Source organism: Bacillus cereus group sp. MYBK30-2, from assembly GCF_051915945.1.
Lineage (GTDB): Bacteria > Bacillota > Bacilli > Bacillales > Bacillaceae_G > Bacillus_A > Bacillus_A paramycoides.
Map to the genome: position 1 here is coordinate 1,131,419 of NZ_JBQAFR010000002.1, position 23,327 is coordinate 1,154,745.

Genomic DNA, 23,327 nt, shown 5'->3' on the forward strand with positions numbered 1-23,327 from the left:
TATCATTTTTATTTTCATACGAAAACATACTATGCTAAAACACCCAACATACGTTCTTTTATTGTAACGGAAAGGTTTGAAAAAGGAAAATAAAAAAAGCTACCAAATGGTAGCTTCTTTATTTTAGAAGTGTTTAGAAACTAATTCTACTAACGCTTCTTTCGGTTTGTAACCTAGCGCTTGATCAACCACTTTACCATCTTTTAACACGAAAAGAGCTGGAATGCTCATTACTTCGAATTGACGAGCAGTTTCTTGGTTTTCATCAACGTCAACTTTTACTACCTTTACTTTCTCGCCTAACTCTGCATCGATTTCCTCTAATACAGGAGCGATCATTTTACAAGGTCCGCACCAAGGCGCCCAAAAATCTAATAATACAACACCTTCGCTAGTTTCAGCTGCGAAGCTTTGGTCATTTGCATTTACAATTGCCATTTTATTTCCTCCTTCAAGTATATTCTACCAAGAGTATATCATTAACTTATATACGTGGCGAATATTATGTATCGTTATGTATTGTAACAAAAAAATGTTCCTTTATACTATATAAAAATACGGATTAAATACTAAAAAGATGAGAGACAGGGGATCTCTCACCTTTTTCTATATATAGGGGTACTTCACTTGGAACTCAAGGGTACTCAAATCATGAATGTACTTTTAACTTTTTAAACTCTTCTGTTAAAAGAGGTACTACTTCAAATAGATCACCGACAATACCGTAGTCAGCTACTTTGAAGATACTAGCTTCTGGATCTTTATTAATCGCAACAATTATTTTTGAGTTAGACATACCAGCTAAATGCTGAATCGCACCAGAAATACCGCATGCAATGTATAGGTCTGGCGTAACAACTTTACCAGTTTGACCAATTTGTAATGAGTAATCACAATACTCAGCGTCACAAGCACCACGAGATGCTCCAACAGCGCCGCCTAGTACGTCAGCTAACTCTTTTAATGGTTTAAATCCTTCTTCACTCTTCACACCACGTCCACCAGCGATAATAACTTTTGCTTCAGAAAGGTCTACACCTTCTGCTGTTTTACGGACAACATCTTGAATAATTGTACGTAAATCTTTCACATCTACTGTAATAGAAGACACGTCACCTGTACGAGACTCATCTTTTTCAAGAGTTGCAATGTTATTTGGACGCACTGTCGCAAATAAGATACCATCTGTTACAATCTTCTTCTCAAACGCTTTACCAGAGTAAATCGGACGAGTGAAGATAACATTTCCACCTTCAACCTCTAAAGCAGTTACGTCAGAAACTAGACCAGCTTCAAGCTTCGCCGCTAATTTTGGTGATAAATCTTTACCAAGTGCTGTATGTCCAAATACAATTCCTTCTGGTTTTTCTTCAGCATATACAGCTAAAAACGCTTGTGCATAGCCATCAGATGTATATGATTTTAATTTATCATTTTCAACTGTCACAACGCGATCTGCACCGTAATGAATCAATTCATTTGCAAAAGAGGTAACGCTGTCTCCAACTAGAAGACCTACCACTTCACCGCCTTCTGCAATTGTTTTTGCTGCTGCTACCGCTTCAAACGAAACGTTACGTAGCGATCCGTCACGAACTTCACCCATTACTAATACTTTACGAGCCATAGATTTTCCCTCCTGCATATATAATTTCGTATTTTATTAGATTACTTTCGCTTCTGTATGGAGCAACGATACAAGTTCTTTTACTTGATCTTGCAGCTCGCCTTGTAACACTTTTCCTGCATCTTTCTTAGGAGGCAAATAGATTTCAATTGTTTTTGTTTTTGCTTCCACATCATCTTCTTCTAAATCTAAATCATCTAATTCTAATTCTTCTAGGGGCTTCTTCTTCGCTTTCATAATACCTGGAAGCGATGGATAACGCGGTTCATTTAAACCTTGTTGCGCTGTTACTAAAACCGGTAATGATGTTTCAATTACTTCTGTATCTCCTTCAACATCACGCTCGATTTTCACATTTGTACCATCAATTTCAAGCTTTGTAATTGTCGTTACATATGGAATATTTAACGCTTCAGCTACACGTGGACCAACTTGTCCAGATGCACCGTCAATCGCAACGTTTCCACCTAAAATTAAATCTACTTCTTTATCTTTCAAATATTCAGCAAGCACTTTTGCCGTTGTACACTGGTCACCATTCTCAACATCATCTTCAATGTTAATTAATACCGCTTTATCGCAGCCCATCGCTAATGCTGTGCGAAGTTCTTTTTCACTATCCTGGCCACCAACTGTTACAACAGTAACTTCTCCACCTTGTGCATCTCTTACTTGAATTGCTTCTTCAATCGCATATTCATCGTAAGGGTTGATGATGAATTCCGCTTCGCCATCGTAAATTGCACCGTTTTTAATTACGATTTTTTCTTCTGTATCAAATGTTCGTTTCATGAGTACGTAGATGTTCATTCCATTTACCCCCTTATTTTTCAGAAAGATTCTATCAATTTTAAAATTCTGTTAATTTATATTAAAAAAATATTCGGACTACCTACCACTAAATGAAGGCTTACGTTTTTCTAAAAATGCTGCTACGCCTTCTTTTCCATCTTCACCCGTAAATACTTCACCAAAAATCTGTGATTCACGTTGTACACCTTCATAATAATGAGACGATTTTGTTGTTTGTAATAACTCTAGCACAGCACGAATTGTTGCCGGACTTTTTCCAGCAATCTGCTTTGCAATTTTAAGCGTATCTTCTAAAAGTGATTCTTCAGAAAGTACCCCGTTAACAAGTCCCCATTTCAATGCCTCTGCACCAGTAATTGGTGTACTTGTTAACATCATTTCACAAGCTTTCGCTTTACCAACATAACGCGGTAAGCGCTGTGTACCTGCAAAACCAGGAATTAATCCAAGTGTTAACTCAGGTAAACCAAGCTTTGCACTTTCAGTTACAAAGCGCATGTGGCAAGACATAGCAAATTCAAGGCCGCCGCCAAGTGCCGCTCCATGAATTGCCGCAATAACTGGTTTTGAACATTTTTCAACACGCTCAAACGTAACTTGCCCAAGCTGTGCTAATTCTGTCGCTTGCTTCGCTTCAGTAACAGATGTAAATTCTTTAATATCTGCTCCCGCTGAGAAGAAGCGCCCTTCACCATGTAGAACAACAACACGAATGTTATCATCCTTTTCCACTTGATCGATTAATTCAGTAACGTCATGCATAACTTGTGAAGACATCGCATTAGCTGGCGCATGGTTTAACGTCGCCACGGCGATATGGTCTTCAACTCTTACAGATAGGAATTTCAACATGATCCCTCCCATTATTGACGATAACCACAAGCTGCAATAAGTAGCCCATGTACCGTTTTTGAAAGTGCGACCAGATCATACTTATGATCGCTCATTACCCAATTGGTCACAACTTCATCTACTGTTCCAAAGATCATTTGTCTTGCCACGCGAACATTTAAATCCGCCTGAAATTCACCTTGCTTTATACCTGTCTCTAAAATCTCATCCATAACTTGTAAGTAGCCTTTTAATACTTCATTTATCTTGAGGCGCAAGTCTTGATTGGACTGTCTTAGCTCTAATTGTGTAACGATAGCAAGAGGATCATTTTGCGACAACAGCAAGAAGTGCGTTTCTACCAACATAAATAACTTCGCTACAGCGCTTTCAATTCCTGCTATTTTTTGACGAATTGTTTCAACAAATTCTCCCATCTTCTCTTGGAATAAGGATATTAATATATCTTCTTTATTTTTAAAATATAAATAAATCGTGCCATCAGCTACCCCAGCTTGCTTTGCAATTTTAGAAACTTGCGCTTGATGGTATCCATTCTCCGCAATCACAATGACTGCTGCATCAATAATTTGATTGTATTTCGGTCTATTTTTCTTCACTTTACTGTCCCCTTCAAGAAGATGACTGAATGAATAGTCATTCATATTCTTATAATACTGACTATTTAGAAAAGTGTCAATCCTATTTTTTCAAAAAGAAAGGGCCTTAGCCCGTTTGTTCATCCTCATTCTTTCTCTTCTCTTCATCTATTAGGACACGTCGTAAAATTTTTCCAACTGTCGTCTTCGGTAACTCACTTCTAAACTCATATACTTTCGGGACTTTGTAAGCTGCTAAATATTTACGTGCAAACTGATCTAATTCTTCTTCAGAACATTCGACACCTTTCTTCAAAACAACAAACGCTTTTACCGTTTCCCCTCGATACGGATCAGGAACACCGATTGTTACCACTTCTTGCACCTTTTCGTGTTCATATAAAACCTCTTCTACTTCACGAGGATATACATTAAAACCGCTAGCAACAATCATATCCTTCTTACGATCTTTCACATAGAAAAAGCCATCCTCATCCATGTATCCTACATCACCTGTATGGAGCCAGCCATCTTGCAATACAGCCGCTGTTTCCTCTGGCTTATTCCAATACCCTTTCATAATTTGTGGGCCTTTTACAACAATTTCTCCAATTTCACCCGGAGGTAATGCCTCTCCTGTTTCAAGTGACATAATGATTGCCTCTGTGTCTGGCCACGGCACCCCAATACTTCCCGGCACGCGTTTTTCCCACAAAAAATTCCCATGTGTAACTGGTGATGACTCCGTTAATCCATAACCTTCTACTAATTTACCACCTGTAACTCTCTCAAACTCTTCCTGCACTTCTACCGGAAGCGGCGCAGATCCACTAATACAAGCCTGAATAGAAGAAATATCGTATTCTTTTAAAAGGGGACTATTTAATAAAGCAATATAAATGGTTGGTGCTCCTGGAAATAGTGTGACTTTATGTTTTTTAATTGCTTCAAAAACCATTTTCATATCAAACTTCGGAATAAGCACCATTTTATATCCTTGCATAATACTTAAATTCATTACAGCTGTCATCCCGTACACATGAAAAAACGGAAGGACACCAAGGATTACTTCTTCTCCTTCTTTACAATTGTATAACCAATGCGCTCCCATTAAAGTGTTCGAAACGAGGTTTTTATGCGTCAACATAACCCCCTTTGGAAATCCTGTCGTTCCCCCTGTATACTGCAAAAGGGCTAGATCATTTGCAGGATCACACGGTACTTCAACATCCGTATTTACTTCTCTTTCTACTGAATCCCAAAGATGAATCGTTTCACTTTCTGATACTTTCACAACTAAATTCGACTGTTTCTTCTGCACAAATGGATACAATAAATTTTTAGGGAAAGGTAAAAAATCTGCAATACGGGTTACGATAATATGTTCAAGCTTTGTCGTATTTTGAACATTCGTCACTTTCGGAAATACTAAATCCAGGCAAAGAATTACTTTTGCTCCCGAGTCACGAAGCTGATACTCCAGCTCTCTTTCTGTATAGAGTGGATTTGTTTGTACGACAATTCCTCCCGCAAGTAATGTACCATAATAACCAATTACAGATTGCGGACAGTTCGGCAACATAATGGCAACTCGATCCCCTTTTTCCACACCTAGCGTTTGAAGATAATTTGCAAATCTCTTCACCTTATCATGGAAATCTGAAAATGTAATATCTTTCCCTAAAAAGTGAAGCGCTTTCTTTTCTGGATAACGAGAAGCCATCTGTTCTACATATCCATGAAGCGGCTGAATATCATAAGAAATTGTCCCTGGAATTTCATCTGGATAACTCTGTAGCCAAGGTTTTTCCACTCTCATTCCCCCTTCCAATATTTGCGAAAATAAATGAATGTTCATTCATGATGGTTGTTTTCATTATATTATAGTCATAACAACGTTACAATCATAATATTCTGACTTCTGTATAACTATGCTTTACTTCATTAACTTCTTCTTATATGTATAAACTCTCCTAATTTTAATAGAATAAGAGAGTTATTAGTATTTAGCTTAATCTTATAATTGTTAATACCGCTTCTGGAGTAGCTGTTGATAATGTTGCAACAGCTACCAAACCAAATAATTGCAAACTAATGGCACTTCCAGCTGCAAGAGTTGTAATTATTGTTGCACTAAAGGAAGTCGTTGCAAGCAATGCTAACATGTCTCTTTTTCGTAATCCCTCTACTATCTCTTTTTCGTAATCCCTCTACTATCTCTATTTCTTTCATCCTTATCACCACCCTTTATTCCATTCTCTACTCACTAAGTATACGAATGAACTCGTCAGTTTCCTGACACTTCCACAAATATTTCCTAGTTATTTCTATATTGTAGCAATACTTGATTAAATGTTCTTTATTAAACAGGGATTATATTATCTCTCACGAATTTAATCTATGAACGAAAATAGGGGGGATAACATGTACCAAACAATTGAAGGCTTTTTACAATCATGGACATACGAGGCTGAGTCTACTCAGAAGATGCTCGATGCATTAACGGATGAATCTTTATCACAGGAAATTGCGCCTGGGCACTGGACTTTAGGACGAGTTGCTTGGCATATCGTTACTGCAATTCCAATTATGCTATCAGGGACAGGATTAAAGTTTGAAGGCGAAACGAAAGATTATCCTGTTCCAACTTCAGCAAAAACAATTGCAGATGGGTATCGCAAAGTGAATGCAGCTTTTGTTGAAGCACTTCAAAGTGAATGGGCAGATAAAGACTTATCTACTATTAATGACTTCTTTGGTCGCCCTATGCCGAATTCTATATTTTTAATGACACTCATTAATCATCAAAATCACCACCGCGGACAAATGACGGTTTTAATGCGACAAGCTGGATTAACAGTTCCTGGTGTATACGGTCCTGCAAAAGAAGAGTGGGCTGCGGCTGGAATGGAAGCTCCTAAAATGTAATGACAGAAAAAGACAAGGTGTTTACGTACCTTGTCTTTTTCTGTAACTTGTTTCATGTGAAACTATTTTCTATTAAATGGTTGTTTTACGAGGAAGATAGGTTAAAATAAATTCATATTATTAGGAAAGGGGAACTGGATTGATTACGAAAAATAAAAAAATAAAAATAGGAACTCTTCTACTAACTTCTATCATTGGAGTTATCGGGTTATCTATTTACTTCACATGTAATGGTACCCCATGGGAGAAACAAACAGCAATTTCTGAATCTAAAAATTATATTACAAAATACTTTAATCTAAATGCGAAGGTTAAGAATACTTCTTACGATTCTAAAATGGATAGCTATGCGGTCTCTTTTGAAACAAATGAAGATGGAGAGTTTACTATCGAATATAAAGGTCCTAATCGCTTTAATATTTCTCCAGGAGTTCAAGAGTATTTGAGTAAACACTACAAATTTACAGAGTAGTAATTAAGTATACATATACAAAAAGAGTTGGCGTCACGCCAGCTCTTTTTCACATATTCTTGTCACGCTGCTACATCTTCCCTCTCAATATTTTTAATTCCGTAATATGCAATTACAATTCCAATAGCTGCAAATGCTAGTTGGAGAGGGAGAAAAGTCGCTATAGAAAACATTGGCTGGTTATTAATTGCAATTAGCACAACGATAATAGATGAAACGATTGTAGTTGGTACCGAATGTTTACGCATTCCGAAGTATAAGGGAATTAAACTTATTCCTGCAGTTGCAATCGCTAAAGGAACAAGATTTGCCCCTTCTTGAATCAATTGATCTACTGTGAAGGAATTAGGAAGAATTGAAAAATAACTATCTATCCCAAAGAAAAGTCCTACTACAAGAATATTAGATAAAATAACTGTTATGAATGTTAATATTGCTGTAATGGCCAACTTACTAGCCATCATTTTCTTTCGGTTAATTGGATAAGAGAACATAAGTAGTATTGTTTTATTTTTATATTCATCAATTATTAACTTGGCTATTAGTACACCACCAAAAATAATAAATGTTCCTCTTACTGACGCACTAGCCATCAACAAAATTGCTTGAGGATCCCTTATTTCTGGATCACCTTCTATTTGAGCAACATAACCAACAGAGATTAATAGCGCCAGTATAGCGATATTTGCAATAATTGCTCCCTTCACATACCATCCAAACTTAAGCTTCTTCAATTCTAGCTTCATAAGACGTAGCATGACAGTCCTCCTTCCTTTTATTTAAGGTTTAATCGATATAAATTACCCCTGTTTCACTTACAACCTTTACTTTATTTGTCGCATCACCAATAGTTCCTTCTTTTATCTTTTCTGTATTTTTATCTTTCTTAAGTCCGTTTAAATCTACCATTATGTCAGTCGAATTACTTTTAGCCGTAAGTTTCAATGAAGTCGGAGCACCCTTATACCTTACGCCAATATCGCCTGATTTTGTTTCTACAAATAATGATTTTCCTTCTGTCATATCTTTCAGTAATACTTCACCCGATGTTGAAGTGATGTTCATATTTTCGTTTTTTACATTTTTCACATAATTATCGCCAGTAGTAGAAGCTACATTTACTTCTTGTAATGAACTATCTTTTAAAATTAAATCTCCACTTTCGGATGTGAACTCACCCTTTTCCGCCGATAGTCCTGCAAACATTTCATCTCCCGACTTGCTTTTTGTCACGATACTTTTTACTACTATATCGCTTATTTTCACATTACCCGATTTATTATTTAATACAATTTTATCTATTTCTTTCTTCGGAATAGATATAGAAATGATATTTTTCTTCCTAAACGTAAAACTATTAAAAAATTTAGTCATCTTTTGTTTTTGCTTAATCACAATTTTCTTTCCGTCATTTTCTATTTTAACAGGATCTAGATCTTTATCTAATCGTTGACCTTGAGCGGAAATTACTATTTTATTAGAGTCTGTACTTTTAAATTCAATATCCCAGTTTTCGCTGTCCACTTCTATTTCTTTTATATTATTTATCTCAAAAGAATTTTCTTTCTTAAAATCTTTTCCCTGAAATGTCTTAAAACCAAAAACCACACTAGCAATTGTAATCAATAATATTGCAATTACTATTATTTTTTTCACTATTCATACCCCAGTTCGTTGTTGTATTAGGCTTGCTTCACGCCACATCGATCTTATCGATTTTACGATACGAAAGATAACTAATAAAAATCCCTAATAAACAGAGCGCAATTGGGATAACTATAAAATCATACATACTTACTTGATTGTTTCCAACGTTACTGTTCATTATCATCCCGATTATTACTGCAGAAGTAATCGTTGTCGGTGTCGATTTCTTTCTCATCCCAAAAAATAAAGGAACTAAACTTATACCAGATATCATAAATGCACTTATAAAAGTAGCTGGAACAGTAGCTATTATTTCGCCTATCGTAACAGGCGTTTCAATTACTCCCATCATTGGATTCACAAAAAATATGAGCAAACTAATAATGAAAGTAGCGATAACCGTGCTCACAAAACAAAAACCAAAAACAATTGTTAATTTCGCTCTCATTACCATTTTCCTTTGCAGTGGGTACATAAACAATAATTGCATTGTTTTGTTCTTATACTCATCAATTACTAAACGGGATAAAATGACCGAACTAAAAATAATGAATGTTGTTCTAATAAAAATATTTACTAAAGCCATATATTTTGCGAAATCAGTGAGCGCCGCATCTTCTTCACCTTTTGCTCCCAACCCCATAAGGCTTACCGCAACAAAAATTGCTATAATACAAATTGCTACACCTTTAAAGTAACTAGATAATTGATGTTTCTTCCATTCAAGCTTCATTAATCTAAACATATAAACCACACCTCCATTACCGTCTCTACATTACTAACATTCTAATTCCAGCTGTAATTACACTTACTATTCCTATTACTAGTAAAATTAGAATCCACTTTCGTTCTGGTTTTCTATAATATAAAATTCCACTTATCAGCATTACGATAAATCCCGCTATAAGATTCAGTATTAATGCATTCATCATCATAGCCCCTCGCTGTAGTTACATTACGCATGGATGCCCTCTCCATCCATTACATTTAAGAAATACTCTTCTAAAGAGCTATGTTTCTTATTAATACTTTCAATTTCCACATCGTTCATAATAAGTGCTTTTGAAATTGCTTGCTGCGTCACCGCCACTTCATAAACACGAATCATATTTCCACTCATTATTTTGTAATTTTTTATACCTAGTTTATCTTCTAAAATATAAGCTGCACGTTTCACATCAGGAATAGTAATTTCAATGTACTCTGTTTGTTTTCCATTAATACTCTTCATCGAAACTTCTTTTATTAGCTTCCCATTTTGGATAACACCGATTGTATCTGCCATTTGTTCCATCTCACCTAAAATATGACTAGAAACTAATAAAGTAATGCCATATTCTTTGCAGAGCATTTTAAACAAGTCTCGTAATTCTTTAATACCAATTGGATCTAATCCGTTAATCGGTTCATCTAAAATGAGGAGCTCTGGCTTTGTCATGATTGCTCTTGCAATACCTAGTCTTTGTTTCATCCCTAATGAAAAATCTTTTACTTTTTTATTATCTATGCCGTGCAGTTTCACTAAATTCAAAGCATGATCAATTGCGTTCTTATCGTAATAGCCCATGTATTCACAATGTAAATCCAGATTTTCCTTCGCCGTTAATTTATCATAAAAAATCGGATATTCAATAATCGTTCCCATACGCTTTAACAATTCATAAGATGTATCTGTTAATTTCTCACCGAAAATTTCAATATCTCCGCTCGTCGGTTTAATCAAATTTGTAATCATTTTCATAATTGTTGTTTTACCAGCACCATTCGGTCCTAAAAAGCCATAAATTTCTCCTTTTTTCACATGCATGTTGACACCAGAAATAACTTCTTTTCCTTCGAATACTTTCGTTAACTGGTTCGTTTTTAATATATATGTCATGTCACTTTCCCCTTTCGCACTACTCTATATTTCTATAATAGACAACGGAAATCTCTTTTTTCTTACCCGTTCCTTACAAATTCCTTACGTTCAAAAAAAGCTTGTAGAATAACCTTCTCTACAAGCTAAAACTTCATTTTTTTCAGTATAATTGTGAAAGTTGTTTTTTCATATGGCTTACTAGAAAGATGAATTTTTCCATCCATTGCTTCTACAAGCCTTTTCGTAATCGTTAAACCTAGACCACTGCCCTGGTACAATCTATTTCTTGAATCTTCAAGTGTGTACATACGCTCAAATACTTTATCAATATGAGATTCATCAATTCCTTTCCCTTTATCCCATACGTCTATATACACACTCGTTTCATCCTCTCTTAATACCATACCGAGCGTCTTCCCATCATATCCATAGGCAATCGCATTTGATATTAAATTGTTTAACACCCTTCCAATCACTTCTGCATTTCCAAATGCATATATATTTCTCTCTGGTATATCAATATGAACCTCGAATCCTTTCGAGGTTACTAAATCATAAAACGATAAAATCTTTTCCCTGCATATTTCATTCATGCTTATCTTCGTTATTTCAATTGCTTTATCACCAGATTCCAATTTTGCTAAATCGAAAAACTTATGAATCAGTTCCATTACTTCTAATGTTTTCACATGTACCTTTTGTAATAATAATTGCCGTTCTTCTCCATTTATCGTTTTATCTACATTTAACATTTCTGTATATCCAAGAATGACGGTAAGCGGCGTTTTTAAATCATGTGAGATGTTCGAAAGCATTTTTCTCATTGAAATTTCTACTTTCGCATGATCTGCATTCGTTTTCTGTTTCGCATCTAACAAATGATTAATAGTAACTAATAGTTTTTGCAGTTCTTTATCATCTGTCATAATTAATAGCTTCTCACCAGTTTTCTCTTTTACAATATCGTCTAATTTTTCATATGTATAACGTAAATTTCTACTATTATTTTTTCGAATTTTATATTGTACATAAATTATTATTAACAATATAAAAATAACGGCCGTTAAAAAAGTAACCATACTACATCCCTTCCAGCTTATAACCGATGCCCCACAATGTTTTTACATACGCTGGGTTAGATGGATCAGTTTCAATTTTCTCGCGCAATCTTCTCATATGGACATTAATAACGTTGTCATCACCATAATATTCTTCATTCCAAATTAGTGAATAGATTTGCGCTTTCGTAAATACACGATTTTGGTTCTTTACAAACAGTTTTAAAATCTCAAATTCTTTTAAAGTAAGTTTAAGCTGTCTTCCCTTTTTCTCTACAGTAAAATTAATTGGGTCAATTATTAAATCACCAATCTGAATGGTCTCATCTTTTGATTCCACAGCTGAATACTTTGTAGATCTTCGAATAGCAGCTTTTACACGCGCTGCTAGTTCAATCATAGAAAACGGTTTACAAATGTAATCATCCGCTCCAAGACCTAAACCAACTGCCTTATCAACATCTGTATCCTTCGCTGACATCATTAAAATCGGAACGGCACTTTTCTCTCGAATGATTCGCACAACCTCTAAGCCATCTAACTTCGGCATCATAATATCGAGAATGATCAAATCAAATGAACCTTTTAAAAATGCGGTAACTCCTTCTTCTCCATCAGATGCGATTTTAACTTGAAAACCTTCTTTTACTAAATATGTTTCAACCATCTCTTGAATTGAGACATCATCTTCAACTAATAAAATATGATGTGACATATTCTCATCCCCTTTTTACAAACATTAACATTTCAATTGTATCGCAACGAATGAATGCTGGAAAGAATTATATGAATTTTCAAACCAACTTCCCTTCCTTCCTTAACAATGATATGATGAAATTCACTACTATTGTTCATAATTAACTTTATATAAAGGAGACTTATCATGTCAGAAAACAAAAAAGTAAGCTTAGCTGATTTAATGCGCGAACAACTTGCAAAGAAAAAGCAAGGAAATGGAAATGGTTCAAATAATACAAATCAAAGCCAAGCAACGAAAAAATTACAAAACCAACAAACGAAGAAAACAAACAACCAACGTAGACGTACAGGTGTGTAAATGAACGGGCAAAAACGATCTAACATCGCGCCAGGTCTTGAAGTTGATATTGTGTTAAAACAAGATCAACGAACTGGTAAGTTAACAAGAGGAATTGTAAAAGATATTTTAACGAATTCCCCTTCCCATCCGCACGGCATTAAAGTAAGATTGCAGGACGGACAGGTTGGTAGAGTACAAAATATTGTTCAATAAAGAAAAGGAGCTCATTTAAAATTGAGCTCCTTTTCTTATTTTCATTACCCTTTAATTTTTTCGACGAAAACTACTTTTAAATAGTCTCCCTCTTTAAATTGATCAATTGTACGGAAATCTTCGGGTAAAGAATGTTCTTCTAATATTTTATATTTGCCGTTCATTTCTTTAAATGCTGTATCGATAAAGCCTTTAAATTTTTTCATATCGAATGCGCTACAATTTGTAGAAGCTACGATAATACCGTTATTTTCTGTAATGGCAATTGTTTCTTTTAATAAATTTTTATAATCTTTCGCTGCACTGAATGTATATTTTTTCGAACGTGCAAAACTTGGAGGATCAAGTACAACCATATCAAATCTCATCTTTTTCTTAGCTGCATATTTGAAATATAGAAATACGTCTTCTACAATAATATCTTGCGCTTCGTAATCAATTCCATTTACACTGAACTGCTCGATCGTTTTACTTAAACTACGATTTGCAAGGTCAACACTCGTTGTTTTACTTGCGCCGCCAAGTGCTGCAAATACAGAAAAAGCTCCAGTATAAGAGAACATATTTAAAACTGTTCTTCCTTTTGCATATTTATCACGAATTTGTTTTCGAACGTTACGCTGATCTAAAAATACACCAACCATCGCCCCGTCATTTAAATATACAGCAAAGTTTACACCGTTTTCTTTTACGATAAGTGGAAACTCACCGCGCTCACCTGCTACGAAATCATCATCTTCAATGTATTTCCCTTTCGTATCAAAACGCTTTTTCTCATAAATACCCTTAAAGTTTGCTACTTTTTGAAGTGCTTCTACGATTTCATCGCGGAAAGTATAAATCCCTTCACTATACCAACTTATTACGTAATAACCGTCATAATAATCGATGATTAAACCACCAAGGCCATCACCCTCACCATTCACAACACGGAATGCTGTTGTATCATTTGATTTATAAAAATCTTTTCGTTTATGTAAAGCAGATTTGATTTTACTTTCAAAGAAAGGTTGATTAATTTGCTCCTTCTCTTTTCTCGTTAAAATCCATCCATATCCTTTATTTTGTTTTCCGTAATAGCCTTTTCCGATGAATTGGTTCTTCTCATCCACTACTTTGATGATTGTCCCTTCTTCACGTACATCATTTAAATTTTGAATAGCATCTTTTAATATAAGTGGATATCCACTTTTAATTTCTTTTATAAACTTCGGTTTTATTTTTATAGTTACTTCAGATCGCATGTAATGTCTTCCTTTCCATTTGAATGCTTTCTAACCATAGGAAGCATTTAAAAAACGAGACTGAAAAAACAGCCTCGTTTCACTATACCATATTATTGCTTTGCTAGTACAACTAGCCTATCCTCTCGCATAACCGCTATATATTTACTAACTTTTGAAGTGAACATCTTACTATCTACAATAACCGAAAAAACTTATATAAAAGAGACTTTTTTTCATAGAAAGCCTCTTTTCTTTATTTTTCTACAGCAATTTCTTGCTTTTGAAACTTAGAAACTATATAACCAATTCCTATACCGATCATACCTGGAACTAACCAGCCAATCCCTACACTATATAATGGAATCTTATCTAAAATAGGTGCTAATGCGGCAATTTGAAGATTTGCATTGTGCAATCCATCAAAGAAGCTAATCGCGAACGCCCCTATAATACCGCCTACATACATTGCTAATGGAAGACGAACGTAATTTTCAACGAGTGATAATACGATAAGTACAATACCAATTGGGTAAATTGCAATTAAGATTGGTAATGCTAATGCATTTAACTGAGTTAAACCAAGATTTGCTACCATAAATGCTAATACACAGAAAATGAAAACAACTTTTTGATAAGAAAGCTTTGGTAATAAAGAAGAGAAGTATTCCCCACAAGCTGCAACAATACCTACAGAAGTTGTTAAACATGCTGCTGTAATTGCGATACCAAGTAATAACGTTCCGTAATTGCCAAATAAATGAGTCACTACGTTTGTTAAAATAATTCCGCCGTTTGCTCCCATGCCAAGTGAAACACTAGAAGCTCCAAGGTAAGCAAGCGCTAAATAAACAAGTAGTAAGCCAAGTGCTGCAATAAATCCTGCAAAAATTGTTACTTTCGCAATGCTATTTTTATTTGTAATACCTTTTGCTTTTAAAGCATTAATTACAACATTTCCGAAAACAAGTGCTGCAAGTCCATCTAAAGTTAAATATCCGTCAATAAAGCCTTTAAAGAGTGGAGCACTATACGCTTCTGTCGGTGCACCAAACTCTCCAATTGGTGTCATAATTGCTTTCGCTACAATAATTGCAATGACAGCTAATAAAATTGGTGTTAACACTTTACCGATGCGGCCCACTAATTTCGATGGGTTTAAAGCTAAATAGAAAGTTACTGCAAAGAAAATAAATGTAAAGATAACAAGTGGATATGATTGACCAGCTACCTCACTTGGTAAAAACGGTGCAACACTCATTTCATAAGCAACAGTTCCTGTACGTGGTACACTAACAAATACACCTAAACATAAATAAATTGCAGTGATAAAAATAAGTGCGAATACAGGGTGTACACGTCCTGCCAGTTCATTAATATCTCCTTTTAAAGCTATAACAATAACCCCTAATAAAGGAAGTCCCACACCTGTTACGATAAAACCAAACAACGCAATCCATACATCCGTTCCAGCACCTTGTCCTAACGCTGGTGGGAAGATCATATTACCTGCACCGAAAAACAATGCAAATAACATTAAACTTATTGCAAACATCTCAGAAAACTTTAAAGACGATTTCATTTCTACTAACCTCCTATATAATTATCAGATTAACAAAATATTCTGAATTAAATTCCGTCACATTTCCTCTTTCAAGCATACTTCCCTATAAAAGAACGCAAAAAACACCCGTCCCTAACAAAGGGACGAGTGTTGAAATCGTGGTTCCACCCTTATTCTAATAAAATGAATTTATAACGAAATAAGCTCATTTTATAGCTCGTGTAAATTGATAACGGTTTTATCCGCCAAGAATTACAATGCATCATGCAGTTCACTCTTGAAGTTTAGAGGTGGTAAGTATGTCTTTCCGTATTAGGAAGCTCACAGCCTAAGGCTTCCCTCTCTGAGAATCGTAAAAAACAACTCGTGTCCTCATCATTACTTTTATAAAATATCTTGTCGAAACTTGTTGTTTTTTATTATATGGGCTATTTTTTAAAAAATCAATAGTTTTATTTTTTCTGACAAAAAAATATAGGGAGAAAACATTTCCCCCTATATTTGCCCCATCAATCTTTCTAATTCTTCAGCTGTAATGTTCCGCCATTTTCCGGTTTCAAGTTCATTTAGCTCTATATTCATAATGCGAACTCGCTTCAACTTTGTTACTGTATACCCGAAAGCACGACTCATTCTACGAATTTGTCTATTCATTCCTTGTGTTAAAACGATGCGAAATGTAGATTGGTCAACTCTCGTCACTTTACATGGTTTCGTCATTCCATCTTTAATCTTTACACCGCTGGACATCATATCAATAAACCAATCTGTAAAAGGCTTATCGACCGTAACAACATATTCTTTTTCATGCTCATGATCACCGTGCAAAATTTGATTCGCGATCGTACCATCATTCGTTAATAAAATGAGTCCTTCCGATGCTTTATCTAACCGCCCAACAGGAAAGATTCGTTCTGGGTAATTGATATAATCAATAATATTATCTTCAATATGATCGGCTGCCGTACAAGTAATGCCAACTGGTTTATGGAAAGCAATATACACTTTTTCTTTCTCTTCTTTTGCAACTACCTGTCCATCAATCGTTACAACATCACCTTCGTTAACGATTGTACCGTGCGTACATATTTCACCGTTAATCGCGACACGCCCTGCTTTGATGAGACGATCTGTCTCGCGTCTTGAGCAGGATTTTGCTTCGCTTATGTATTGGTTGATTTTCATGTTTTATTCCTTTTCTTATAGATTAAAAGCGTCAATCCATGGCAATATCATTATGCCAAGATTGACGCTCCTTTACTTCGCAAAAACAACTAAATAAATAACCCCAATCACCAAAAATATTCCGCAACAAGCTAACAATACTTTTGCAAGTTTGTCCATAAACATATAATGGTTTCCCCTTTTGTTTGGTTGTTTGCTATTTTAATTCGACAACTGTTACGCCTAGGCCTCCCTCGCCCATATCACCGTAGCGGTAGTTTTTCACGCCGCGATGCTTCTTCAAGTAATCTTGTACACCTTGGCGAAGCGCTCCTGTTCCTTTACCGTGAATGATCGATACGCGCGGATAGCTTGCAAGCTGTGCATCATCTAAATATTTTTCAACGCGCATCATTGCATCTTCATAACGTTCACCGCGAAGGTCAAGCTCTAATGAAACGTGATAATCTCTACCCTTCACACTTGCGACTACTTTTTTCTCAGTTTGCTTCGGTGTATTAATGTATTCCATATTGGATTCTTTCACTTTCATCTTCAGAATACCAATTTGTACGCTCCACTCTGTATCACTTACTTTTTCAAGTAGTTGACCTTTTTGACCGAACGTTAACACTTTTACTTCATCGCCTGCTCGTAATTGTTGTTTCGGCGCTGTGTTTTTCACGTTTACTTTTTGTTTCTTCACAAGCTCTGGCGCTGCCCCTTCTAGACGGCTCTTCGCTTCAATAAGTTCATGGTCTTTCACGTTTACAAGCTGTGCTTTACGCAATTGACGAAGTTCTTGAATAATGCCTTCTGCTTCTTTCTTTGCAGCTTCGACTTTTTCTTCCCCTTCTTTTTGCGCTTTTAATAATTTTTCATCACGCTCTTCGTTAAATTCAATAATTTGACGCTGTAATTCACGATGAAGTTTTTCAGATTGCTTGCGAAGCGCTTCTGCTTCGTTCCAGTCACGCTCTGCGTTCTTTTGACTTTCTTCTAACTTCGCAATCATATTTTCAATTTTATTTGTATCTGTACTAATATGGTTACGTGCTTGATCGATAACTCGATCAGATAGTCCAAGGCGCTTCGAAATTTCAAAGGCATTACTACGTCCTGGTACACCGATTAATAATTTGTACGTTGGGCTTAATGTATTCACATCGAACTCAACACTCGCATTAATAACTTGCTCACGGTTATATCCGTATGCTTTTAATTCCGGGTAATGCGTCGTTGCAACAACGCGAGCACCGCGGTTACATACTTCATCCAAAATTGAAATTGCTAGTGCAGCCCCTTCTTGTGGATCTGTTCCAGCACCTAATTCATCGAATAAAACTAAGCTTTCAAAATCAGCTTTTTCTAAAATATCTACAATGTTCACCATATGTGAGGAGAACGTACTTAGACTTTGTTCAATCGATTGCTCATCACCGATATCAGCAAAGATATTTTTAAATACACAAATCTCTGACTCGTCCATTACTGGAATGTGAAGACCAGATTGCGCCATTAATACACAAATACCAACTGTTTTCAGCGTAACTGTTTTACCACCTGTATTCGGCCCTGTAATAACAATTGTTGTGAAGTCTTTACCGAGCATAATGTTATTTGGCACAATAATTTCCGGATCAATAAGCGGATGACGTGCTTGTCTTAAATCCATGTACCGCTCGTTATTTACGATTGGCTTCGTTGCTTTAATTCGCTTCGCATAAAAAGCTTTCGCAAAAATGAAGTCAAGATTGGCAACTACTTCTACGTTAGATAAAACGATATCCGCTTCTACTGCTACTTCTTCTGTTAACATCAATAAGATGCGTTCGATTTCTTGTTTTTCTTTCACTCGTGCTTCTTGAAGTGCGTTATTTAATTCTACAATGACTTGTGGTTCAATAAATAAAGTTTGCCCAGAAGCTGATTGATCGTGAACAATACCGCCATATACGCCGCGGTATTCTTGTTTTACCGGGATTACGTAGCGTTCGTTACGAATCGTTACAATCGCATCTGATAACATTTTTTGTGCATTTGAAGAACGCGTCATGTTTTCTAACTTCTCACGGATACGGCTTTCCGCAGTACGAATTTGGTTACGAATACCACGCAGTTTATCACTTGCGCTATCGACTACTTCACCGCCGTCACCGATGCAATTTGTAATTTTCTTTTCTAAATCATATAAAGATACAATTTGAGCGACATGAGTTTCTAAAATTGGAAGCTCGACACCATTATCAACCATATCTTCAATGAAACGTTTCATATTGCGACTACCATACATCGTATTGGCAATATCAAGTAGTTCATTTGGGCTTAACATACTTCCAATCTTTGCACGCTTCACATTTGAGCGAATATCCGTAATACCACCTAATGGTGCACTACCTTTTAAACGAATGACTTTCGCTGCTTCATCCGTTGTATCTTGCATTTCTACAATTTCTTCAAAATCAGTGCTCGGCACTAAATTCTTCACTTTATCACGGCCAAGTGAAGAGGCTGTATGTTCAAGTAATTGTTCTTTTACTTTATTGTATTCTAATACACGCAACGTTCTTTCTAACATGTTGCAGGTCCCCCTTGTGTTACTTATTACGTTTAATATAGTCCAATAAACGTTCAATATCCCATGTGTTAATCACGTTATCTTTTTGAATCCAACCTTTACGTGCTGCTGCTACACCTGTTTCCATATCTTCTAACATTTCAAGTGTGTGAGCATCCGTATTAATCGCTACTTTTACGCCTGCATCTTGTGCTTGCTTTAATAATTTTGCACTTAAATCTAGACGGTTCGGATTCGCATTTAATTCTAAAACTGTATTTGTTTCTTTTGCGAGTTCTATTAATAAATCTGTATCTACATCGTACCCCTCACGGCGCCCAAGAAGACGACCTGTCGGATGAGCAATCATTGTGACATGCTTATTCTCAAGCGCAGTGCGAAGACGTTTCATAATCGTTTCACGATCTTGTGAGAAACTAGAGTGAATTGCACCGATTACATAATCCAGTTCAGCTAATACTTCGTCGTCAAAATCAAGTGTCGCATCTGGTAAAATGTCCATTTCAATTCCGCGTAAAATTGTAATGTCATGATACTTTTCATTCATACGTTCAATTTCTTTTGCTTGCTCACGAAGATGCTCTTTCGTTAAGCCATTCGCTACTTTCAAGTATTGTGAATGATCGGTAATTGCCATAAACTTATATCCACGAGCGCGACATGCTTGTACCATTTCTTCAATTGAAAAAGCACCATCACTCCACGTTGTATGCATATGTAAATCACCTTGTATGTCAGAGAACTGAATTAAGTTCGGATACTCTTTAATTAATTCAATTTCTTTTCCATCTTCACGCACTTCTGGCGGGATGAATGGAAGACCGAAATGAGCAAAAAATTCCTCTTCCGTTTCAAATGTTTTCACTTCACCTGTCTCTAAGATTTCCACACCATACTCACTAATTTTCTCGCCTTTATCCTTTGCGATTTGGCGCATTTTTACGTTATGGTCTTTTGATCCTGTGAAATGGTGAAGAGTTGTAATAAACTCTTCTGGTTTTACAAGGCGGAAATCAATTGAAATATCATATTCATATTGAAGACGAACAGATACTTTCGTATCCCCGCTCGCAATTACTTCAATCATATTATCAAATTGTAGTAAATGTTCACGTACTACTGCTGGTTCTGTCGTTGCAATGATGAAGTCTAAATCCTTCACTGTCTCACGAACACGGCGTAAACTACCAGCGCGGGAGAAACGAATCACCTCAGCAATATTCGACAATTTCTCCTCTATTTCCCCGGCAATAGGCAATACCATCGCAATTGGTAAACGCTCTGGACGAGATCCTACTTGATCAATTGCTTCCAATATTTTCTCTTCTGTTTTTTTACCGAAACCTGCTAAAGCTTGTACTTTATTTTCCTCACAAACAGCTTTTAACGTTTCCATATCGACAACACCAAGCTCTTTGTATAACTTAGCTACCTTCTTACCCCCAAGGCCTGGTAGTTTTAATAGCGGTAATAAACTGCTCGGTACTTCTTTTTCAAGTTCTTGTAGTACTTCAGATGTTCCCGATTCTATATATTCTTGAATTACCGCTGCGGTTCCTTTTCCGATGCCCGGAATCTTTGTGAAATCTTCAATTTCAGAAAGACTACGGTCATCACTTTCTAGCGCTGCCGCCGCTTTACGGAATGCAGATATTTTAAATGGATTTGCGCCCTTTAATTCCATAAATAGGCCGATTGTCTCCAATAATTTAATAACTTGTTTTTTATTTACTTTCATCATTGCCCCCGCCTTTCTTTCATAGAAAAAAACTTCTCTTTCCGAAAAAAGAGAAGTTATACTCTGCTACCTGTCTGCCATAGTTCCTTCACCTTTTCAGAAAGAATCGGTGTATCGTCTATAATTATTTTGCTAATTGATGATTTTTGTAATGGTGTTTGCAATTGTTCAATTGGAAGAATTGTTCCAACAATAATTAAGACAAACAAAATAATATACACTTCTAAAAATCCGAGGATTGCCCCCGCAAGTGCATTCACTTGCTTTAAAACCGGTATTTCTGCAAACATATTTAACAAATTACCAAGTAATGAAAGTGCGATTTTTGTAATAATAAATAATACGATAAACGCAATTGCTTGATAAAATACTGTTTCAATATTATTTGCATCAATCCATTCTGGAACAGATACGTTTTTATCAAATGGATACGGAATAAATTTCGCAAGTGTTGGCGCTAAATCTTTACAGTACCAGTATGCAACAAGGTATGCGATAATAAAGCTTGTTAACTTTATAAGTTGCAAAATGAACCCTCTGCGTAAGCCAAGGAAAAATCCCATAACAAGCAGTAAAATGATAATAATATCAATCATGTTATTCCATTCCTTTTTTTGTCATACTTTCTTTCAGCTTCTCATGTTCTTCTTTTAATTTTATGTAATCGTGTATGACGTTTACCGCCGTCAATACCGCTAGTCTACTCGTATCAAGCGAAGGATTCTTGGCATTGAGTTCGCGCATTTTATCATCCACAATCGCTGCTACCATGCGGATATGACTTGTACTTTCATCGCCAACAACTGAATATTGCTGACCATAGATTTCTACATTAATTCGACTTTTCTTTCCCTTTTGTTGTGACAACTCACCGGCCTCCAATCACGTACAGAATCCTAAAGTTTATCATACCATGAACCATCATAATATGGAAACAGAAAGAACAATCCGATATGATAAAAATAACAATATAAAAAAGGAGCGACCATCTTGTCAAATTCTATCGTATTACAAACAAGTTCTACAGTAATTGAAGACATGAAACAACAATATAAACAGGCGCTTAGCCCGAAAATTCCGCAAGGCGGTATCTTTATGGCAAAAGTTCCATCTTGCACGATTACAGCATATAAATCAGGCAAAGTGATGTTCCAAGGTGGCCGTGCTGAAGCAGAAGCTACTCGTTGGCAAACTGTCTCTCAAGCACCAAAATCAGCTGTAAAAAAATCGGCTAACTCACATCGTTATGCCCCGCCCTCTTCCATCGGTACAATGTCTATTGTAGGATCCGATGAAGTAGGTACTGGCGATTACTTCGGCCCGATGACGGTCGTTGCTGTATATGTGGACGCAAAACAGATTCCACTTTTAAAAGAACTTGGTGTAAAAGACTCTAAAAACTTAAACGATGCCCAAATTGCTGAGATTGCAAAACAACTCCTTCACGTTGTTCCTTATAGCTCTCTCGTTCTTCACAATGAAAAGTATAATGAGCTATTTGATAAAGGAAACAACCAAGGTAAACTGAAAGCTTTACTACACAATAAAGCCATCACAAACTTATTAGCAAAAATTGCGCCTACAACACCAGAAGGCATCTTAATCGACCAATTTACGCAACCTGATACATACTATAAATATTTAGCGAAACAAAAACAGGTACAGCGTGAAAATGTTTATTTCGCTACGAAAGGTGAGAGCGTTCACTTAGCGGTAGCCGCTGCTTCCATTTTGGCTCGTTACTCATTTGTAAAACAATTTGACGAACTAAGCAAAAAAGCTGGTATGCCACTTCCGAAAGGTGCTGGCAAACAAGTAGATATTGCCGCTGCTAAACTCATTCAGAAGCTTGGAAAAGAAAGACTACCTGAGTTTGTGAAACTGCATTTTGCTAATACAGAAAAGGCGTTTCGCTTATTAAAATAGTATCGACAAAAACAGGAGCCTACAAACTCCTGTTTTTTGTTTCATA

General features: G+C 36.0%; 25 protein-coding genes, 1 pseudogene and 1 other annotated feature. Of the genes and pseudogenes, 5 read left to right on the forward strand and 21 right to left on the reverse strand.

The features are described 5' to 3' along the window. Window positions 1–123: 123 nt before the first annotated feature. The 7 genes and pseudogenes from trxA to ACTFQM_RS17505 form a co-directional block, all read right to left on the reverse strand. Window positions 124–438: a thioredoxin gene (gene trxA / locus ACTFQM_RS17475; protein ID WP_001018943.1), complete on the reverse strand. Its 315-nt coding sequence runs from the start codon at window positions 436–438 to the stop codon at window positions 124–126. Window positions 439–649: 211 nt separating this feature from the next. Further along, window positions 650–1,627: an electron transfer flavoprotein subunit alpha gene (gene etfA / locus ACTFQM_RS17480; protein WP_440035387.1), complete on the reverse strand. Its 978-nt coding sequence runs from the start codon at window positions 1,625–1,627 to the stop codon at window positions 650–652. A gap of 36 nt (window positions 1,628–1,663) precedes the next feature. After that, window positions 1,664–2,437, reverse strand: coding sequence for an electron transfer flavoprotein subunit beta (etfB, locus tag ACTFQM_RS17485; protein WP_440035390.1), 774 nt, complete (start codon window positions 2,435–2,437; stop codon window positions 1,664–1,666). A gap of 78 nt (window positions 2,438–2,515) precedes the next feature. Further along, a complete protein-coding gene (locus ACTFQM_RS17490; RefSeq protein ID WP_002173667.1) occupies window positions 2,516–3,292 on the reverse strand; it encodes an enoyl-CoA hydratase in 777 nt (258 codons plus the stop codon). Window positions 3,293–3,303: 11 nt separating this feature from the next. After that, the gene (locus tag ACTFQM_RS17495; protein ID WP_012261773.1) at window positions 3,304–3,891 is read right to left on the reverse strand and encodes a TetR/AcrR family transcriptional regulator; all 588 of its coding nucleotides are present in this window, start codon (window positions 3,889–3,891) and stop codon (window positions 3,304–3,306) included. A 106-nt stretch (window positions 3,892–3,997) separates the two neighbouring features. Further along, on the reverse strand, window positions 3,998–5,683 hold the full coding sequence (locus ACTFQM_RS17500) for a long-chain-fatty-acid--CoA ligase (protein ID WP_440035392.1): 1,686 nt from the start codon (window positions 5,681–5,683) through the stop codon (window positions 3,998–4,000). 193 nt (window positions 5,684–5,876) lie between these two features. After that, window positions 5,877–6,023, reverse strand: a pseudogene (locus tag ACTFQM_RS17505) (BclA C-terminal domain-containing protein); the annotation flags it as partial. Window positions 6,024–6,294: 271 nt separating this feature from the next. Between ACTFQM_RS17505 and ACTFQM_RS17510 the strand changes: the two are divergent. After that, window positions 6,295–6,798 carry a DinB family protein gene (locus ACTFQM_RS17510; RefSeq protein ID WP_440035393.1) on the forward strand — a complete coding sequence of 168 codons (504 nt, stop codon included), beginning with the start codon at window positions 6,295–6,297 and terminating at the stop codon, window positions 6,796–6,798. A 139-nt stretch (window positions 6,799–6,937) separates the two neighbouring features. Next, complete coding sequence (locus ACTFQM_RS17515; RefSeq protein ID WP_440035395.1) at window positions 6,938–7,270, forward strand: YfjL-like protein; 333 nt, start codon at window positions 6,938–6,940, stop codon at window positions 7,268–7,270. Between the two features lie 62 nt (window positions 7,271–7,332). Here the strand turns inward: ACTFQM_RS17515 and ACTFQM_RS17520 are convergent, their stop codons facing one another. The 7 genes from ACTFQM_RS17520 to ACTFQM_RS17550 form a co-directional block, all read right to left on the reverse strand. Further along, the gene (locus ACTFQM_RS17520; RefSeq protein WP_440035398.1) at window positions 7,333–8,028 is read right to left on the reverse strand and encodes an ABC transporter permease; all 696 of its coding nucleotides are present in this window, start codon (window positions 8,026–8,028) and stop codon (window positions 7,333–7,335) included. A gap of 28 nt (window positions 8,029–8,056) precedes the next feature. Continuing rightward, window positions 8,057–8,926, reverse strand: a complete 870-nt coding sequence (locus tag ACTFQM_RS17525) for a DUF4097 family beta strand repeat-containing protein (protein WP_440035400.1) — start codon at window positions 8,924–8,926, stop codon at window positions 8,057–8,059. A 37-nt stretch (window positions 8,927–8,963) separates the two neighbouring features. Beyond that, window positions 8,964–9,662 (reverse strand): ABC transporter permease, encoded by a 699-nt coding sequence (locus tag ACTFQM_RS17530; protein ID WP_440035403.1) that lies wholly within the window; start codon window positions 9,660–9,662, stop codon window positions 8,964–8,966. A 25-nt stretch (window positions 9,663–9,687) separates the two neighbouring features. Then, the gene (locus tag ACTFQM_RS17535; RefSeq protein WP_440035834.1) at window positions 9,688–9,846 is read right to left on the reverse strand and encodes a hypothetical protein; all 159 of its coding nucleotides are present in this window, start codon (window positions 9,844–9,846) and stop codon (window positions 9,688–9,690) included. Window positions 9,847–9,872: 26 nt separating this feature from the next. Then, window positions 9,873–10,796, reverse strand: coding sequence for an ABC transporter ATP-binding protein (locus tag ACTFQM_RS17540; protein ID WP_048372931.1), 924 nt, complete (start codon window positions 10,794–10,796; stop codon window positions 9,873–9,875). Between the two features lie 125 nt (window positions 10,797–10,921). Beyond that, a complete protein-coding gene (locus ACTFQM_RS17545; protein ID WP_440035406.1) occupies window positions 10,922–11,857 on the reverse strand; it encodes a HAMP domain-containing histidine kinase in 936 nt (311 codons plus the stop codon). A gap of 1 nt (window position 11,858) precedes the next feature. Further along, complete coding sequence (locus ACTFQM_RS17550) at window positions 11,859–12,551, reverse strand: response regulator transcription factor (RefSeq protein ID WP_440035407.1); 693 nt, start codon at window positions 12,549–12,551, stop codon at window positions 11,859–11,861. 168 nt (window positions 12,552–12,719) lie between these two features. On the opposite strand from ACTFQM_RS17550, the gene ACTFQM_RS17555 reads away from it, so the two are divergent. Beyond that, window positions 12,720–12,893 (forward strand): hypothetical protein, encoded by a 174-nt coding sequence (locus ACTFQM_RS17555; RefSeq protein WP_001293584.1) that lies wholly within the window; start codon window positions 12,720–12,722, stop codon window positions 12,891–12,893. After that, the gene (locus ACTFQM_RS17560) at window positions 12,894–13,088 is read left to right on the forward strand and encodes a YwbE family protein (protein WP_001014310.1); all 195 of its coding nucleotides are present in this window, start codon (window positions 12,894–12,896) and stop codon (window positions 13,086–13,088) included. Between the two features lie 44 nt (window positions 13,089–13,132). On the opposite strand, the gene ACTFQM_RS17565 is transcribed toward ACTFQM_RS17560, so the two are convergent. The 7 genes from ACTFQM_RS17565 to zapA form a co-directional block, all read right to left on the reverse strand. Next, the gene (locus ACTFQM_RS17565) at window positions 13,133–14,332 is read right to left on the reverse strand and encodes a class I SAM-dependent rRNA methyltransferase (RefSeq protein WP_440035410.1); all 1,200 of its coding nucleotides are present in this window, start codon (window positions 14,330–14,332) and stop codon (window positions 13,133–13,135) included. A 235-nt stretch (window positions 14,333–14,567) separates the two neighbouring features. Further along, window positions 14,568–15,893: a branched-chain amino acid transport system II carrier protein BrnQ6 gene (gene brnQ6 / locus ACTFQM_RS17570; protein WP_025147539.1), complete on the reverse strand. Its 1,326-nt coding sequence runs from the start codon at window positions 15,891–15,893 to the stop codon at window positions 14,568–14,570. A 118-nt stretch (window positions 15,894–16,011) separates the two neighbouring features. Continuing rightward, window positions 16,012–16,263 (reverse strand) — a binding site (T-box leader). Between the two features lie 107 nt (window positions 16,264–16,370). Then, entirely contained in the window at window positions 16,371–17,060 is a 690-nt protein-coding gene (locus tag ACTFQM_RS17575) for a 23S rRNA pseudouridine(2604) synthase RluF (RefSeq protein ID WP_002173681.1), read from the reverse strand. A 196-nt stretch (window positions 17,061–17,256) separates the two neighbouring features. Then, window positions 17,257–19,617 carry an endonuclease MutS2 gene (locus ACTFQM_RS17580; RefSeq protein WP_440035413.1) on the reverse strand — a complete coding sequence of 787 codons (2,361 nt, stop codon included), beginning with the start codon at window positions 19,615–19,617 and terminating at the stop codon, window positions 17,257–17,259. A gap of 19 nt (window positions 19,618–19,636) precedes the next feature. After that, on the reverse strand, window positions 19,637–21,355 hold the full coding sequence (gene polX / locus ACTFQM_RS17585) for a DNA polymerase/3'-5' exonuclease PolX (protein ID WP_440035817.1): 1,719 nt from the start codon (window positions 21,353–21,355) through the stop codon (window positions 19,637–19,639). A gap of 56 nt (window positions 21,356–21,411) precedes the next feature. Continuing rightward, on the reverse strand, window positions 21,412–21,951 hold the full coding sequence (locus ACTFQM_RS17590; protein ID WP_002173684.1) for a CvpA family protein: 540 nt from the start codon (window positions 21,949–21,951) through the stop codon (window positions 21,412–21,414). Between the two features lies 1 nt (window position 21,952). Beyond that, on the reverse strand, window positions 21,953–22,222 hold the full coding sequence (gene zapA, locus ACTFQM_RS17595; RefSeq protein ID WP_000082701.1) for a cell division protein ZapA: 270 nt from the start codon (window positions 22,220–22,222) through the stop codon (window positions 21,953–21,955). A gap of 123 nt (window positions 22,223–22,345) precedes the next feature. On the opposite strand from zapA, the gene rnhC reads away from it, so the two are divergent. Then, window positions 22,346–23,281: a ribonuclease HIII gene (rnhC, locus tag ACTFQM_RS17600; RefSeq protein ID WP_328046446.1), complete on the forward strand. Its 936-nt coding sequence runs from the start codon at window positions 22,346–22,348 to the stop codon at window positions 23,279–23,281. Window positions 23,282–23,327 lie beyond the last annotated feature (46 nt).